19 protein-coding genes and 3 tRNA genes are annotated in these 15587 nt (G+C 49.2%); 6 read left to right on the forward strand and 16 right to left on the reverse strand.

Going from position 1 to position 15587, the window contains the following annotated elements; all coding sequences use genetic code 11:
* Positions 1 to 358 precede the first annotated feature (358 nt).
* A complete protein-coding gene (locus tag C1P89_RS09305) occupies positions 359 to 862 on the forward strand; it encodes a non-heme ferritin-like protein (RefSeq protein WP_000179469.1) in 504 nt (167 codons plus the stop codon).
* Between the two features lie 78 nt (positions 863 to 940).
* Here C1P89_RS09305 and yecJ read toward each other — a convergent pair whose 3' ends face one another.
* Entirely contained in the window at positions 941 to 1192 is a 252-nt protein-coding gene (gene yecJ / locus C1P89_RS09310) for a DUF2766 family protein YecJ (protein WP_000082127.1), read from the reverse strand.
* Positions 1193 to 1306: 114 nt separating this feature from the next.
* On the reverse strand, positions 1307 to 1393 hold the full coding sequence (gene azuC / locus C1P89_RS09315; RefSeq protein ID WP_010723106.1) for a stress response protein AzuC: 87 nt from the start codon (positions 1391 to 1393) through the stop codon (positions 1307 to 1309).
* A 262-nt stretch (positions 1394 to 1655) separates the two neighbouring features.
* Here azuC and C1P89_RS09320 point away from each other — a divergent pair, with 262 nt between their 5' ends.
* Positions 1656 to 1979: a YecR-like family lipoprotein gene (locus tag C1P89_RS09320; protein ID WP_001237869.1), complete on the forward strand. Its 324-nt coding sequence runs from the start codon at positions 1656 to 1658 to the stop codon at positions 1977 to 1979.
* Between the two features lie 165 nt (positions 1980 to 2144).
* On the opposite strand, the gene istB is transcribed toward C1P89_RS09320, so the two are convergent.
* Positions 2145 to 2900 carry an IS21-like element ISSso4 family helper ATPase IstB gene (gene istB / locus C1P89_RS09330; protein WP_001282649.1) on the reverse strand — a complete coding sequence of 252 codons (756 nt, stop codon included), beginning with the start codon at positions 2898 to 2900 and terminating at the stop codon, positions 2145 to 2147.
* Positions 2901 to 2916: 16 nt separating this feature from the next.
* Positions 2917 to 4452: an IS21-like element ISSso4 family transposase gene (istA, locus tag C1P89_RS09335; RefSeq protein ID WP_000447022.1), complete on the reverse strand. Its 1536-nt coding sequence runs from the start codon at positions 4450 to 4452 to the stop codon at positions 2917 to 2919.
* A gap of 341 nt (positions 4453 to 4793) precedes the next feature.
* On the opposite strand from istA, the gene ftnA reads away from it, so the two are divergent.
* A complete protein-coding gene (ftnA, locus tag C1P89_RS09345; protein ID WP_000917208.1) occupies positions 4794 to 5291 on the forward strand; it encodes a non-heme ferritin in 498 nt (165 codons plus the stop codon).
* Positions 5292 to 5328: 37 nt separating this feature from the next.
* Here ftnA and C1P89_RS09350 read toward each other — a convergent pair whose 3' ends face one another.
* Positions 5329 to 5568 carry a YecH family metal-binding protein gene (locus C1P89_RS09350; protein ID WP_000377225.1) on the reverse strand — a complete coding sequence of 80 codons (240 nt, stop codon included), beginning with the start codon at positions 5566 to 5568 and terminating at the stop codon, positions 5329 to 5331.
* Positions 5569 to 5758: 190 nt separating this feature from the next.
* On the opposite strand from C1P89_RS09350, the gene tyrP reads away from it, so the two are divergent.
* Positions 5759 to 6970: a tyrosine transporter TyrP gene (gene tyrP, locus C1P89_RS09355; protein ID WP_000797582.1), complete on the forward strand. Its 1212-nt coding sequence runs from the start codon at positions 5759 to 5761 to the stop codon at positions 6968 to 6970.
* A gap of 61 nt (positions 6971 to 7031) precedes the next feature.
* Here the strand turns inward: tyrP and yecA are convergent, their stop codons facing one another.
* From yecA to uvrY, 7 genes are all read right to left on the reverse strand, one after another.
* Positions 7032 to 7697, reverse strand: coding sequence for a UPF0149 family protein YecA (gene yecA / locus C1P89_RS09360; protein ID WP_000847911.1), 666 nt, complete (start codon positions 7695 to 7697; stop codon positions 7032 to 7034).
* A gap of 195 nt (positions 7698 to 7892) precedes the next feature.
* Positions 7893 to 7979: transfer RNA gene (locus tag C1P89_RS09365), tRNA-Leu, on the reverse strand.
* Positions 7980 to 7991: 12 nt separating this feature from the next.
* Positions 7992 to 8065, reverse strand: a tRNA-Cys gene (locus C1P89_RS09370).
* A gap of 54 nt (positions 8066 to 8119) precedes the next feature.
* A tRNA-Gly gene (locus C1P89_RS09375) sits at positions 8120 to 8195 on the reverse strand.
* Positions 8196 to 8346: 151 nt separating this feature from the next.
* A complete protein-coding gene (gene pgsA, locus C1P89_RS09380) occupies positions 8347 to 8895 on the reverse strand; it encodes a CDP-diacylglycerol--glycerol-3-phosphate 3-phosphatidyltransferase (RefSeq protein WP_001160187.1) in 549 nt (182 codons plus the stop codon).
* 56 nt (positions 8896 to 8951) lie between these two features.
* Complete coding sequence (gene uvrC, locus C1P89_RS09385; protein ID WP_001283421.1) at positions 8952 to 10784, reverse strand: excinuclease ABC subunit UvrC; 1833 nt, start codon at positions 10782 to 10784, stop codon at positions 8952 to 8954.
* A complete protein-coding gene (uvrY, locus tag C1P89_RS09390; RefSeq protein ID WP_000611335.1) occupies positions 10781 to 11437 on the reverse strand; it encodes a UvrY/SirA/GacA family response regulator transcription factor in 657 nt (218 codons plus the stop codon). The genes uvrC and uvrY overlap by 4 nt, the downstream gene beginning before the upstream one ends.
* A gap of 295 nt (positions 11438 to 11732) precedes the next feature.
* Between uvrY and yecU the strand changes: the two genes are divergently transcribed.
* Both yecU and yecF read left to right on the forward strand, forming a co-directional pair.
* A complete protein-coding gene (yecU, locus tag C1P89_RS09395; RefSeq protein WP_000590343.1) occupies positions 11733 to 11909 on the forward strand; it encodes a protein YecU in 177 nt (58 codons plus the stop codon).
* Positions 11896 to 12120 (forward strand): DUF2594 family protein YecF, encoded by a 225-nt coding sequence (gene yecF, locus C1P89_RS09400; RefSeq protein ID WP_000106474.1) that lies wholly within the window; start codon positions 11896 to 11898, stop codon positions 12118 to 12120. Before yecU ends, yecF begins: the two co-directional genes overlap by 14 nt.
* A gap of 66 nt (positions 12121 to 12186) precedes the next feature.
* Here the strand turns inward: yecF and sdiA are convergent, their stop codons facing one another.
* The 4 genes from sdiA to dcyD all read right to left on the reverse strand — a co-directional run bounded on the left by sdiA (position 12187) and on the right by dcyD (position 15557).
* Positions 12187 to 12909: a quorum-sensing transcriptional regulator SdiA gene (gene sdiA, locus C1P89_RS09405; RefSeq protein ID WP_001154276.1), complete on the reverse strand. Its 723-nt coding sequence runs from the start codon at positions 12907 to 12909 to the stop codon at positions 12187 to 12189.
* Between the two features lie 229 nt (positions 12910 to 13138).
* Positions 13139 to 13891 carry an L-cystine ABC transporter ATP-binding protein TcyN gene (gene tcyN, locus C1P89_RS09410; RefSeq protein ID WP_001272994.1) on the reverse strand — a complete coding sequence of 251 codons (753 nt, stop codon included), beginning with the start codon at positions 13889 to 13891 and terminating at the stop codon, positions 13139 to 13141.
* A complete protein-coding gene (tcyL, locus tag C1P89_RS09415) occupies positions 13888 to 14556 on the reverse strand; it encodes a cystine ABC transporter permease (RefSeq protein ID WP_001158220.1) in 669 nt (222 codons plus the stop codon). Before tcyL ends, tcyN begins: the two co-directional genes overlap by 4 nt.
* A 14-nt stretch (positions 14557 to 14570) precedes the next feature.
* Complete coding sequence (gene dcyD, locus C1P89_RS09420) at positions 14571 to 15557, reverse strand: D-cysteine desulfhydrase (protein ID WP_001128244.1); 987 nt, start codon at positions 15555 to 15557, stop codon at positions 14571 to 14573.
* Positions 15558 to 15587 lie beyond the last annotated feature (30 nt).

Below are 15587 nucleotides of genomic sequence, written 5' to 3' on the forward strand. Positions count from 1 at the left end.
AATTAACAGAACACGTATAATGAGAGCCATCTCGCAAAAATGAAAAAACGTTTTATAAAATCATCACTTCATCATGAATTCAAATTCATTGATTAATATCAACAAGATACAAAAAGCACTATCATTAAAATTCATTGCAGTTACATTGATTTCATCAATGAAATGTAAAAATATATAAACTTGATGATTTAAGCATTTTCTTATACCCGTTCAGACGTTATTCTTATTTCAGATCATCGTCAGAATTGACTCCACGATCACATTTCGGACCGGCAGAAAGGAATTATTCTGCAAACAGTAATTATGGTGTTTTGATTTATCTTGCACCTCTCCACTTCTGGATATAAGGATATTAGGTATGGCAACCGCTGGAATGCTTCTCAAACTCAACTCTCAAATGAACCGCGAGTTTTACGCATCCAATCTCTACCTTCACCTGAGTAACTGGTGTTCTGAACAGAGTCTGAACGGCACCGCCACTTTCCTTCGCGCCCAGGCACAGAGTAATGTGACCCAAATGATGCGCATGTTTAACTTTATGAAGAGTGTCGGCGCTACCCCCATCGTTAAAGCCATTGATGTTCCCGGTGAAAAACTGAACTCTCTGGAAGAACTGTTCCAAAAAACGATGGAAGAATACGAGCAACGTTCTAGTACGTTGGCACAGTTAGCCGATGAAGCGAAAGAACTGAATGATGATTCAACCGTCAATTTCCTGCGCGATCTGGAAAAAGAACAGCAGCATGATGGTCTGTTGCTGCAAACCATTCTTGATGAAGTGCGCAGTGCGAAACTTGCGGGTATGTGCCCTGTGCAGACCGACCAACATGTTCTGAATGTCGTGTCACACCAGCTGCATTGATCATCATCGGCGCTAATGCATTGCGCCGATGAAGGTTTTGAGAAACCGCTGCCTCATCTGTTTGAAGCAGCGGTTTTTTTAATGGGATTCACCCTGTGGGGTAAACTTGAGTTCAATAAGCGCGATGGCTTTTTGGATTGCCCGCATGGTGACCGGGTCTGCGGCGGCGGGATGGTTAGTAAAGTCGATATTCTTCAGCTGACTGGACATTTTTTCACGAACTTCAACGGGCGCGATTACATCGAGAACATCCAGAATTTGTTTGATAACCAACTGGCAAGCAACCACATCAGAAACCAGTTCCTGATCGGCATTCAGCGGCTGGGACATCGTAAACTCCTGATAGCATTTTGAAAGCCGTTATAGTAGCGGCTTCACATCTTCAGCGATAGTCACATCCACCGTCATCAGGACACAAAAAAACCTGCCGGAGCAGGTTTTTTGTTATCGGAACATATTGCCTGGCGGTACGTCTTTGAACGTCTTGCAATAGTTATTGAACATACTTTTCAGGATTTTGCGCAGTTTCATCGCGGCACTCCGACCATTTGTTATACAGGTGTTATTGTCTTTGCGCTTATAATATGACAACCATCACAAAAATCAATCTTTATGTGATACAAATCACATAAATACCCCTTTAATGTTATAAAAATGATAATCAAAAAACAGCCCCCCTATTTCTGACACCTACAGATGGCAAGAAATAGCGCCTGCCAGGCGTCTTTTCCGGCCATTGTCGCAGCGCTGTAACGCGTAAAATAGTGCTTTCTCTTACTCTTCTGGCTGGACCATGAGACTTCTGATTCTGACTCTTTCATTAATAACGCTGGCGGGGTGTACGGTTACTCGCCAAGCCCATGTGAGCGAAGTTGACGCGGCAACAGGTATTGTACGGTTGGTTTATGACCAGGCTTTTTTGCAGCATGCCCATACCGATCGTTATGTCAGTCGCGGGATCGCCGATCGCGCATGCCAGCAGGAAGGCTATACCCACGCGGTCCCCTTTGGTCAGCCAGTAGGCAACTGTAGCCTTTTTGCGGGTTCCTTATGTTTGAATACGGAATTCACTTTGTCATATCAGTGCCATCATTCCGCCTTCCCTGTCTTTCTCTAAATATTTTAATCAGCGAGGGGATCTTCGCTGATTAAAGAAATAGCGGTAATGCGTTTTATTCCCATTTGCGTATTCCGCTCTATTCGATCACGGATTGGCATCGAAGTTCGATCAGCGATTCGCATCCATTCGATCAACCGGGAACTTAACTTTTTCTACCGCTTTTTAACTCGTTTTTTCGCTGCTTTCCACTGTAGGGGGATTTTTCCTCAGGGACTCTCCCTGAAGGACCACTCTGTGTGAGTTATGTACCAGTCTGTCCAGGATGGCATCTGCTGTTGTTGGGTTCTCCATCAGACCATGCCATTTATCTACCGGGAACTGGCTTACCACTATCGTGCTGCTTTGTCCGTAACGATCCTCTGTGATCTCCAGAAGGTCATTACACTGGGCGTTACTTAACTGTTCCAGCCCCAGATCGTCCAGGATTAGAACCTGTATTTTTTGCAACTGTTTCAGATATTTCAGCCAACTGCCATCAACACGTCCCTGAGCCAACTGTTCCAGTAATCGCCCGGTTCTACAGTACCGGACGCTGTATTTCTGTCGACATGCCTGTTCGCCCAGCGCATTGGCTATCCAGCTCTTACCGCATCCTGTCGGACCGGTTATCAGTAGGTTTTTCCTGTGGATTATGTAGTGGCCGTTCAGCAGTTCCCTCATCTGTTCAGCCCGCAGACCTCTTGAGGCCGGATAACGCAGCCCTTCCGGTGTTGCCTGATATTTCAGGCAGGCATTTTTTCTCAACCGTGCCACACGACTGTTTTCTCTGCTCAGAAGCTCGTCATCAACCAGCAGTGTCAGCCTTTCCTCGAACGACAGTTCGTCGTAAGTCTGAGGCGTTTCCCGTTGCCGTATCAGGCTCCCGGCCATCGCCGGGAGTTTCAGTTGGGTCAGTTTGTTTAACAGATTATCACTCATACGGTTGTTCCTTCTGTCAGTGGTAGTAGCCAGGACCACGCAGGTTTTCATGCTCTGAAGCATATGCCGGATGTTGTTCGCCCTGGCGGGATAACGGAAGCTCAACGTTATCCCGATGATGACGCAGCAGATTGTCGATAAAGCGTCTGTCCGGGGCGTTATAGTGCAGGGCAACGTAACAGGCCTTTTCCAGCCGTTCCGGGCCGTATTTTTTCTGAAGTGCCAGCAGACCCAGGACTGCACGGTAAGCCAGCTCCGGATGGGGTTTGGCTTTCAGCATGGATTCAACCACCCGGCCTGTGGACGGACCTGTACGGTTTCCCTGCTCGATAAGGCGTTCCGGTGTCCATGTCCCATGCCGCCGGTGGCGTTCTGGCATGTGAAGCGGATTGGTTGTGTGTTTATATTCATGTGTGCTGCGCGGATGTTGCGCCACACACTGCCCCTTGTGCCAGAGCTGTACCACCGACTGCCCCACCTTCAGTGACAGACGCTGACCGACCAGTTCGTGTGGAACGGAGTACCAGTGACGGGCATATTCAACGTGGTAGTCAGGGCCAACCTTCACGGCTTTGTATTCCGTGTATTCATAAGGCTCCAGAGGCAGCGGAGAGAGTGCTGGTGCATCCAGCATGCGGAAGCGTTCTGCGCGGGTTTGATTACCGTATCCCTTCATTGGTCGGTTATTCATGTCCGTCAGCAACTCCCGAAGGCGTGCATTCAGCGCCCTGAGCGTGTGGAAGGTTTCATTACGGATGCGGGCAAGAAGCCATCGCTCGACGATGAGGACGCCGTTTTCTGCTTTTGGTTTATCTTTAGGTTTGCGCGGGCGGGCCGGGATAATAACCGTGCCATAGTGCTCAGCCAGCGCCTGATAACTGTCGTTGATGACAGGCTCATAGCGATCGGCTTTTTTCACTGCGCTTCTGAGGTTATCGGGGATGAGCAGCTTCGGTACGCCGCCCAGGAAGGTCAGGCAACGGCTGTGGGCATTTAACCATGACATCATGTCCTGACCTTCGCACGCTTCAACATAGGTATAGTTGGACGCCCCCATTACAGCCACGAAGATTGCCACGCGGCGTATCTCTCCGGTGTCCGGATTAATAACAGGGACCGTAGGACCACAGAAGTCGATAAAGAGCTTTTCGCCAGCACGATGCTCCTGTCGCATGGAGAGGCGTCGCGTTTTTTTCCACTTCCGGTAGCAACGGCAGAAGTGTGAGTATCCCATCGCTTTGTCACCCGCCTGTGCCTTGTATTCCATCCACAACAGTTGGCGCGTCACGCCAGGTTTTCTCATTTCCGTATCGAAGTACAGCATGTCAGGCATAACAAGCTCTGACGCAGAGGTGTCTTTGGGCGGGAAAATGAGTTTCTCCAGCGTGTCATGGGATATATCCGCAGGTAATGGCCATGACAGAGAAGAGGCTTTGAAGCGGGCAAGAACCTCAAAAACGGTTGAGGCGCTGATGTGTAACGTCAGTCCGATACAACGGTTAGTCAGCTTCTTATCGAACTTGAGCTGAAGGATCTTAAAACAAGTTTCCATAGTGCTCCTGGATTTTCTCTTTTTGGACATTGACGTCTCCACTGGTTTAAACACGGCAATGGAGACTGTGGTGAAAAGAGTTAATTCCCGGAGTGACTGGCGAATTCCAATCAATGATCGGAAGTATGCCAAATCGTGATCGATTGTGATGCCAAACTGTGATCGGAGATGGATGCCAAATCATGATCGATTCGAATGCCAAACTGCGATCGATTCAGATGCCATTTTGCACCCATTCGTATTTTTAATAATTGAAGTTTATATTTTACCTTTTGCAAATAATAAAATAACAAATTATAGTGACGCCACAGCAACAAATATAACCTTTGTGGAGCACTATCATGCTGAAACCAGAAATGATTGAAAAACTTAATGAGCAGATGAACCTGGAACTGTACTCTTCACTGCTTTATCAGCAAATGAGCGCCTGGTGCAGCTATCATACCTTCGAAGGTGCTGCCGCGTTCCTGCGCCGTCACGCCCAGGAAGAGATGACGCATATGCAGCGTCTGTTTGATTACCTGACTGATACCGGCAATTTACCGCGTATTAATACCGTTGAATCTCCGTTTGCTGAATATTCCTCACTTGATGAATTATTCCAGGAAACCTATAAACACGAACAATTAATCACCCAGAAAATTAACGAACTGGCTCATGCTGCAATGACCAATCAGGACTACCCAACATTTAATTTCCTGCAGTGGTATGTTTCTGAGCAGCATGAAGAAGAGAAACTGTTCAAATCGATTATTGATAAATTAAGCCTGGCAGGCAAAAGCGGCGAAGGTCTGTATTTTATCGACAAAGAACTCTCTACCCTCGACACACAAAACTAATGCTCTCCGGCGGCAGGTTTACTGCCGCCGTTTCAAATCAGTGACGGCAAATCTTACTCTGATCGGTCGAAAAACCGTCTTTCGAAGGTATAAATTTGCCTTTTGCTGCCAGAAACGCTACCAGCTCTCCCGCTGTCATCCCTTCTGCCGAGCAGGTGTGAAAACGTGCCTGTTCACCAAAACGCGCTTTAATCGCAGCTTCCAGACTGGCATGCGTATATTGCTCGCCTGATTCAATCATCATATTTAACACTTCATGACCGTGAATAGAGTCCATCGTTCCTCCTCAAAAAAAGCCTAGCGTAGCGATTGCCGCTTATGAAGACTTTGCGCCAGCGCAGGACTGAATGCTTTTTATTGTACATTTATATTTACACTATATGTAACGTCGGTTTGACGAAGCAGCCGTTATGCCTTAACCTGCGCCGCAGATATCACTCATAAAGATCGTCAGGACAGAAGAAAGCGTGAAAAACAGAACCCTGGGAAGTGTTTTTATCGTGGCGGGAACCACAATTGGCGCAGGCATGCTGGCAATGCCGCTGGCTGCGGCCGGTGTTGGTTTTAGCGTTACGTTAATCTTGTTGATTGGGCTTTGGGCGTTGATGTGCTACACGGCGCTATTACTGCTGGAGGTGTACCAGCATGTTCCGGCAGATACCGGTCTGGGCACGCTGGCAAAACGCTATCTGGGACGCTACGGTCAATGGCTGACGGGCTTCAGTATGATGTTCTTAATGTATGCTCTGACTGCGGCATACATCAGCGGTGTCGGTGAATTGTTGGCCTCCAGCATCAGCGACTGGACAGGTATTTCAATGTCGGCAACCGCTGGCGTGCTGTTGTTCACTTTTGTTGCCGGTGGCGTGGTTTGTGTTGGAACATCGCTGGTCGATTTATTTAACCGTTTTCTGTTCAGCGCCAAAATTATTTTTCTGGTGGTGATGCTGGTATTGCTGCTACCGCATATTCACAAAGTGAATCTTTTAACCCTGCCGTTGCAACAGGGGCTGGCTCTGTCAGCAATCCCGGTGATTTTTACCTCATTTGGTTTTCACGGTAGCGTGCCGAGTATTGTCAGCTATATGGATGGCAACGTTCGTAAGCTACGCTGGGTGTTTATAACCGGTAGTGCGATCCCCCTGGTGGCATATATTTTCTGGCAGGTGGCAACGCTTGGCAGCATTGATTCAACAACCTTTATGGGATTGCTGGCTAATCATGCTGGATTAAACGGGCTGTTACAGGCGTTACGCGAAATGGTGGCCTCTCCGCATGTTGAGCTGGCAGTGCATTTATTTGCTGATTTAGCCCTCGCCACGTCATTTCTCGGCGTTGCGTTAGGCTTATTTGATTATCTGGCTGATTTATTTCAGCGTTCAAATACCGTTGGTGGACGGTTGCAAACTGGTGCAATTACCTTTCTGCCGCCGTTGGCGTTTGCACTGTTTTATCCACGAGGATTTGTGATGGCGCTGGGTTACGCCGGTGTGGCGCTGGCGGTACTGGCATTGATTATCCCTTCGCTGTTGACCTGGCAAAGCAGAAAGCACAATCCTCAGGCGGGTTACCGGGTCAAAGGTGGTCGTCCGGCGCTGGTGGTGGTGTTTCTCTGTGGTATTGCTGTGATTGGCGTGCAATTTTTGATTGCGGCAGGGTTGTTACCAGAAGTGGGGTGATCAGATAGCCTCAAATTCCTTATTGGGTGCCAGAATTAACGCTGACACCCAATTTGGCCTCTTAATGCAGGCAGCACTGCTTAAATTTCTTACCACTACCGCACGGGCAAGGATCGTTACGCCCCGGTTTCTCTTCTGCTTTGATCGGTTGCTGAACAGCTTTTTCCTGCGGATGCGCCATCCAGTACGCATGTAGATCAAGCGCCGCCAGTCGAATGGCATCTACGCTCTCTTCAAACGCTTCTGGCGACATCTTTTCTACCCGCTCGAAGTTTTCCTCAGTACCGTGCAGCGCAATCGCCTCCAGCGCTGGTTTTAACGAATCGGGCAACGTTGACCAGTCAGAAAGTGCCACGCCCCGCATATAGCCAAAGCACCACTCCTCAACAATCGTCAGCTCGCTGCCATCAACTTCTCGCAAGCCGAATAACGGCTCAAACTGCTCCGGGAATTCGTTCAGACGCTCTGCGGTATCGGCCATATGTTGAAAAGCCAGGTTCATAAAGCGCGTCATCTCTTTCTCTGACGCCCAGCGCGGCACATAGTCAGCCCCACCCCACACGGCAACCAGCCACTGTTCCGGTTCAATCTCTTGCGGAGAACTCAACACCGCCGTCAATAAACCGTCCAGCTCCGCCACATCAAGGATGGCGTGGTTAGTGTTGTATTTGGTCAGAATATCGTCCAGCCATTCCAACTCACTTTCGTTTAACGGTCCCGTTTTCATACGCTTTTCCTTGTGGATCTCAACTCGCCAGCACCTATCTTACATGCCGGTCCGTATCAGAGATACTTTTTGAGTGGCTTTGCCGGTGATTAAAAATTAAGGAGGGTGTAACGACAAGTTGCAGGCACAAAAAAACCACCCGAAGGTGGTTTCACGACACTGCTTATTGCTTTGATTTTATTCTTATCTTTCCCATGGTACCCGGAGCGGGACTTGAACCCGCACAGCGCGAACGCCGAGGGATTTTAAATCCCTTGTGTCTACCGATTCCACCATCCGGGCTCGGGAAGAAAGTGGAGGCGCGTTCCGGAGTCGAACCGGACTAGACGGATTTGCAATCCGCTACATAACCGCTTTGTTAACGCGCCAAATTCTTCAGGCCTTTCAGCCAGACATCCGCTTGACGCCGATGTCTTTTAAACTGGAGCGGGAAACGAGACTCGAACTCGCGACCCCGACCTTGGCAAGGTCGTGCTCTACCAACTGAGCTATTCCCGCATTCATCAAGCAATCAGTTAATCACTTGATTTTATTATCGTCTGGCAATCAGTGCCGCCGTTCGATGCGTTGCATTCTACTTACCTGGCGCGATGAGTCAACGATATTTTTCACCACTTTTGATCGTTTGCTGAAAATTACGCCGAAACGATCACTGATCAAGCAAATCTGCACGCGCAGCGCTCAAATATTGCAACATTGACCACAGAGTCAGTACCGCAGCCACAAAGAAAAGTGCAATACCGGCGTACTCAACCCAAATGTTCGGACGCCACAGCAGCCATGCCAACGCCACCATCTGGGCAGTGGTTTTCACTTTCCCAATCCAGGAGACAGCCACGCTACTGCGTTTACCCAACTCCGCCATCCATTCGCGTAGCGCAGAAATAATAATTTCACGGGCGATCATCGTTGCTGCCGGTAAGGTCACCCACCAGCTGTGGTAATGCTCGGTTACCAGCACCATGGCGATAGCCACGAGAACTTTATCTGCTACAGGGTCAAGGAAAGCACCAAACCGGGTACTCTGGTTCCAGCGGCGTGCCAGAAAACCATCGAACCAGTCAGTCACCGCCGCGACGCAGAAAATGAGCGCGGCGGCAAACGGCGACCAGGTGACAGGCAGATAAAAGACCAATACAAAGAATGGGATAAGGATGACACGGAACAGTGTAAGCAACGTAGGGATATTAAATTGCATAATGACGGGTAACTATCTGTTGTCAGTAAGATTACCCCTATGTTGCTACAGAGACATCAATGTTTCAACGACCAGAAGATCTTTTCTGCCAGACCTTGCGAAATACCCGGCACTTTTGCAATTTCCTCGACGCTGGCGTTACGTAAACCTTGCAAACCGCCCATATATTTCAACAACATTTGCCGACGTTTTGGCCCGACGCCTTCAATGGTTTCCAGGGAACTGGTATTTTTGACCTTCGCCCGTTTTTTACGGTGCCCGCCAATCGCGTGATCATGTGATTCATCGCGAATATGCTGGATAACATGCAGCGCGGGAGAATCTGGCGGCAAACTGAATCCCTCACCTTCCGGCTCAAAGAACAGCGTTTCCAGCCCAGCCTTACGATCTGCTCCTTTGGCAACGCCAAGTAGCAGCGGATGATTTTTATCCCATGAGACATCCAGTTCGGCGAAGACATTTTTCGCCTGCGCAAGCTGGCCTTTGCCGCCGTCGATAAGGATCACATCCGGGATCTTACTGTCGTCAATGGCTTTACCATAACGCCGACGCAGCACCTGATTCATCGCCGCATAATCATCGCCCGGCGTGATGCCTGTAATGTTATAGCGCCGATACTCCGCACGCAGCGGGCCGTTAGCATCAAACACCACACAGGAAGCGACGGTTTGTTCGCCCATGGTATGGCTGATGTCAAAGCACTCCATCCGCTTCACTTCCGGCAATTTCAACACGCTGGCAAGCGCGGTCAGTCGCTGGTGAACGGTAGATTGCTGCGAAAGTTTGCTGGTTAAGGCCGTCGCCGCATTGGTGCGCGCGAGTTTCAGATAACGCGCCCTATCGCCGCGAGGTTTGGTTTGAACATTAATCTTGCGTCCCGCCAGTTCTGAAAGGGAATCGGCGAGCAGCGTTTTATCGCTAAGATTAAAATCGAGCAGGATCTCACCCGGTAAGGTGCGCATCTGGCTGCCTTGTAAATAGAACTGGCCTACGAAGGTTTCTACCACCTCGCTCAGTTCCGTACCGCCAGGCACTTTCGGGAAATAGCTGCGGCTGCCGAGCACTTTGCCCTGACGAATGAACAATACGTGGACACAAGCCATGCCCGCATCGAACGCCACACCAATAACGTCGAGGTCGTCGCCGGTATTGGAAACGAATTGTTTTTCGGTGACGCGTCGCACCGCCTGAATTTGGTCGCGAATACGTGCAGCTTCTTCAAACTCCAGATTCTGGCTGGCAGTTTCCATACGACTAATGAGTTGCGTAAGCACCTGATCATCTTTGCCAGACAAAAACAGGCGCACATACTCAACCTGCTGAGCGTATTCTTCTTCACTCACCAGTCCTTCAACGCACGGTCCCAGACAGCGCCCTATCTGATATTGCAGACACGGACGCGAGCGATTGCGATAAACACTATTTTCGCACTGGCGAATGGGGAAAATCTTTTGCAGTAGCGCCAGTGTTTCACGTACGGCATAGCCATTCGGGAACGGGCCGAAATATTCACCTTTGGCATGCTTCGCACCACGATGCATCGCCAGACGCGGGTGGGTATCGCCACTCAGGAAGATAAAAGGATAAGATTTATCATCGCGTAGCAAAACGTTGTAACGCGGCTGATAGAGTTTGATGTAGTTGTGTTCCAGCAACAGCGCTTCGGTTTCTGTATGCGTAACCGTTACATCAATTTGCTGGATCTGGGCGACCAGCGCTTCGGTTTTGCGCGAAGCGAGGTTGCTGCGGAAATAGCTGGAAAGCCGTTTTTTCAGGTCTTTCGCTTTGCCGACATAGATAACCGTACCACCAGCATCGTACATGCGATAAACGCCTGGCTGGCTGGTTACGGTTTTTAAAAACGCTTTTGCGTCAAACTGATCACTCACTGACTTGATAATGTCTCCGCATTACACAGACCATGGCGAATTGCCAGGTGAGTCAGCTCAACATCGCCATGAATGTTTAGTTTACTGAACATACGATAGCGGTAGCTGTTCACCGTTTTCGGACTGAGATTGAGCTGTTCTGAGATCTCATTGACCTTCTGGCCCTTGGTGATCATCAGCATAATCTGCAATTCACGTTCAGACAAACTGGCAAATGGGCTTTCTGTTTTTTCTGGTTCGATCTGGCTTAACGCCATTTGTTGAGCGATATCAGAAGCAATGTAACGCTGCCCTGAATAGACAGAACGAATCGCACTCACGACTTCCTGCGGAGCCGCGCCTTTGCTGAGGTAGCCCGCAGCACCGGCCTGCATGACTTTCGCTGGTAAAGGGTTTTCTGTATGGACGGTAAGCATGATGATTTTGACATCAGCTGTGGAACGCGCGATTTTACGCGTCGCCTCAAGACCGCCAATGCCCGGCATACTCATGTCCATTAGCACCACGTCAACGGCATTTGTCCGGCACCACTTAACGGCGTCTTCACCGCACGATGCCTCACCGACGACTTTTATACCCTTTATATCTTCCAGAATGCGTCGTATCCCTGCGCGCACCAGTTCGTGGTCATCAACAAGTAGAACGTTGATCAAAGGAATATCTCCAGAAATAGGGATAACGCTACTGATAGTTAGTCATTCGTATATTAGCGGTTTTTATTGCAACTTTGAAACGTTAAAAATGGTGGGTATTCGATTTTTCTCTCGTTTTTGTAAATTCGATTGTCCACAGTTATGGTCACGCCCGTCACCAACGGCTTCCGGGATCGTTTCACAGTAAGCCCGGCGATGAAATGTGACAAAAATTGACTTTATTCAGCAAAAATGAAAATCAGCCCGCTGAATATGTAACATTAATTAACCCGAACAATACGGGCAAAAAACATTCATGATAAAAATATTTATTGGTCATTATATTAACGCATTTAATAGCATTGTTGACGTCACGCTCAAAAAACAACCACTGCTATTTTTAGCAAAGCTTATGGTATACTCCGCCGCCTTAACATTTTTCACCGCAAATTTTCATTGCAACATGACGAGGAAAATAAATGAGTACGCCTGATTTTTCTACTGCCGAGAATAATCAAGAACTGGCAAATGAAGTCTCCTGCCTGAAAGCGATGCTGACGCTGATGCTACAGGCGATGGGACAAGCTGACGCGGGCCGCGTGATGTTAAAGATGGAAAAACAGCTTGCGCTGATCGAAGACGAAACCCAGGCTGCAGTATTTTCCAAAACGGTTAAGCAAATTAAACAAGCCTACCGTCAGTAATATAAAACCGGCTGAGAGCGTGCCTTTCAGCCGATTTTTGCATCTGGCACGCAGAAAGAAAAGCGATCAAATTAAGCCAGTAGCGGCCGCGTAACAGGCCACCTGGGTCTTATTTGGTGCATTGATTTTTTTCTGCATGTTTTTCTGATGGAAATTGACCGTATTCTCAGAGATTGACAAAATCATCGCTATCTCTGCTGATGTCTTCCCTTCCGCCGTCCATTTCAGAATTTCTTTTTCGCGCTTGCTGAAATTCATCTCTGGCGTCATCACTATTTCATCATTTAAACGCATCAGAGCCATCAGACTTTCGCGCACCAGTAACTGCATTTTTAATTGCAGTTCATCACTAAGAATGGGTATTTCGCGCGTGCTGCAACGGGAAAAGGACAAAAAGCCCAGCGCCCGATTTGGCAGCATTAAATACTGAGTGACACCGCGGCGTAAACCATGTGCGTGCGCGGCTTCCCATAATGGCTGTGCTTCGCTGAATAAGTCATCATTCCACATTAAATGGCCCTGACTAAAGTTTTCAGGGTTCAGCACAGGATCAATTGCGAGAAAATTTTTTGCCTGATAATAACTAACCCACGACTCAGGGTAATTGGTGTAGAAAGCCACTTTAGGTCGCGTGAATGGTACCGGGTGGCGAACACATAACGAATAGTAATCGTACTCCAGCTGCTGAGCCTGAAGCTCTATTTCATGGTAGACCTCTTCTGCGGCCTCCATCCTCTGAAAACGCAACAGCATCGTGCGACGCCAGCTGAAAAAATCCGTATCCTGCATAGTAAACCGCAACGCCCCTGAGAGTGAGTATCATTTATAATGATAATTCAAACTATCACATAAATAAGATTTATATATAATTTATATTATTCAGGCAATGAATTACTTTTGCAAGCCATCGCATTCTCTTATGTTATTAATGAGTTATGCTGATTTGTTAAGCAGTTTTATCACGCTTGAAATGGCGTCCCGCCCCGACAGGTGAATCGTCGGGGCTGATTTTTTCTTATTATTGCAGCAGAAACTTCTCGAGGAACTGGCGGGTGCGAGGCTGCTGGGGATCAGCAAATAACGCTTTTGCTGCCCCCTGCTCGACTATCCGCCCCTGGTCCATAAAAATCGCCCGGTCCGCAACATCCCGGGCAAAGCTCATTTCGTGCGTCACAATCACCATCGTGCGCTTTTCCTGCGCCAGCTGGCGGATTGTGTTCAGGACTTCGCCCACCAGCTCTGGATCCAGCGCTGACGTTGGCTCGTCAAACAAAATCACCTCAGGACGCATTGCCAGCGCACGCGCAATCGCTACACGCTGCTGTTGACCGCCAGACAAACGACGTGGATAGCTGGTTTCTTTACCGGCCAGCCCAACTTTCGCCAGCAGCTCGCGAGCGCGCGCCGTGGCCTCTTCTTTCGGTTCGCCTTTGACGATCACCGGCCCTTCAATAATGTTTTCCAGCACCGTACGATGCGGAAACAAATTAAAGTTCTGGAAGACAAACCCGACGTGCTGACGCAACTGGCGGATCAGCGATTTTTGCTGACTTAATGAACGTGCAGTATCAATAGTGATATCGCCAACGGTGATCGTTCCCGCTTCCGGTTGTTCCAGCAGATTTATGCTGCGTAGCAACGTGGTTTTGCCGGAACCACTCGGACCGATAATTGCCACCACTTCGCCAGGCTTTACCTCGAGGTCGATACCGTGCAGCACCGTCTGACCGTGAAATTTTTTCACCAGGTTCTTAACTTCAATGGCACTCATTTTGGTTCTCTCTCCTGGCGATTAAGTTGATTCTCAAAATGGTTCTGCAACGTCGATAATACTGTCGCCATGATCCAGTAGATGAGCGAAGCCGCCAGGTACATGGTGAACACCTCCAGCGTGCGCGAGGTAATCAACTGCGCCTGACGGAACAGCTCCGGCACCTGGATTGTCGCGGCCAGCGACGTATCCTTTACCAGGCTGATAAAGCTGTTCGACAGCGGCGGCAACGCCACCCGCGCCGCCTGTGGCAAAATCGCGCGACGCATAGTCTGCCATGGCGTCATACCAATACTGGCAGCTGCTTCCCACTGACCTTTATCAATAGAAGAAATGGCGGCGCGCAGTGTTTCGGCGGCATAGGCGGCAGTGTTCAGCGACAGACCAATCATTGCTGACGGAATGGGATCTAATTCGATACCAAACTGCGGCAGGCCGTAATAGATCATAAACAGTTGTGCGATGAGCGGTGTACCACGAAAAATAGAGATATAAAAACGCGCCAGCCAGCGCACGGGCCAGATTGGCGACAGGCGCATCAGCGCGAGAATAAACCCGAGCAGTAAGCCAAAAAACATGCCGCCGATACTGAGTTGCAGCGTATACCCAGCCCCTTTCAGCAGGAACGGCAAGGAATCAATAACCAGTTGTATACTTTCTTGCATGAGCGTTCCCGGAGCTAAACGTGGGGATGATAGGCGAACAGCGCAGGCGCACCGCCGGTATGAATAAACAGAATCGGCCCTTCATCTTTGAAGCGTTTCTGACTGATACAGCCAATCAGCCCCGCCATCGCTTTTCCGGTATACACAGGATCAAGCAGAATGCCTTCCAGCCGCGCCAGCAATTTCACTGCTTCCATGCCTTCGTCGTTCGGCACGCCGTAGCCAGGTGCAAAATAGTCATCCCAGAGTATAATTTCCGCTGATGCGGTCAGCTCCAGTTCTTTCGCAATCGCCTGTTGTAGGTTAACCACTTTCGGCAACTGATCGGCAACGGAACGCGACACGGTCACGCCAATCAGTTCGCTTTCAGGCATCAGGTGTTCCAGCCCAACAGCCAGTCCGGCGTGAGTTCCGGCACTGCCCGATGCGACTACCACCGACGAAATATTAACCGCCCCTTCACACTGTTGCGCGATTTCCAGCGCACTCTCCACATAACCTAGCGCGCCAAGAGCATTAGAACCGCCAACCGGAATGACATACGGGCGAAAGCCTTGTGCTTCGACTCGCGTCGCCAGCTCTTCCAGTTGGGCATTGGGATCGGTCAGTGCTTCGCACATTTCAATCTGGGTATTGAACAGATCCAGCAACAAGCGATTGCCGTTGGTTAAATAGTTTTCTGCGGTTGTGCCAATAGGATTTTCCAGCAGCGCCACACAGTGCAGACCGAGTTTCGCCGCAACTGCGGCAGTCTGCCGCACATGGTTAGACTGGATCACCCCGGCAGTAATCAGCGTATCGGCACCTTCGCGCAGAGCATCTGCCGCGAGAAATTCTAGCTTACGTAATTTATTGCCGCCCATTGCCATGGGGGTGACGTCATCCCGTTTGATGAAAATTTCCCGTCCTAGATAATCAGAAAAGCGCGGCAGATATTCGAGCGGCGTTGGCGCGCCGATAAACTCCAACCGTGGAAAACGGGTTAAATTATGCAGTGGCATAACAGCCTCCGATGTATGTTGTTGTGATTT

It is taken from the genome of Shigella sonnei (genome assembly GCF_002950395.1).
In the GTDB taxonomy this organism is placed as follows: Bacteria; Pseudomonadota; Gammaproteobacteria; order Enterobacterales; family Enterobacteriaceae; genus ECMA0423.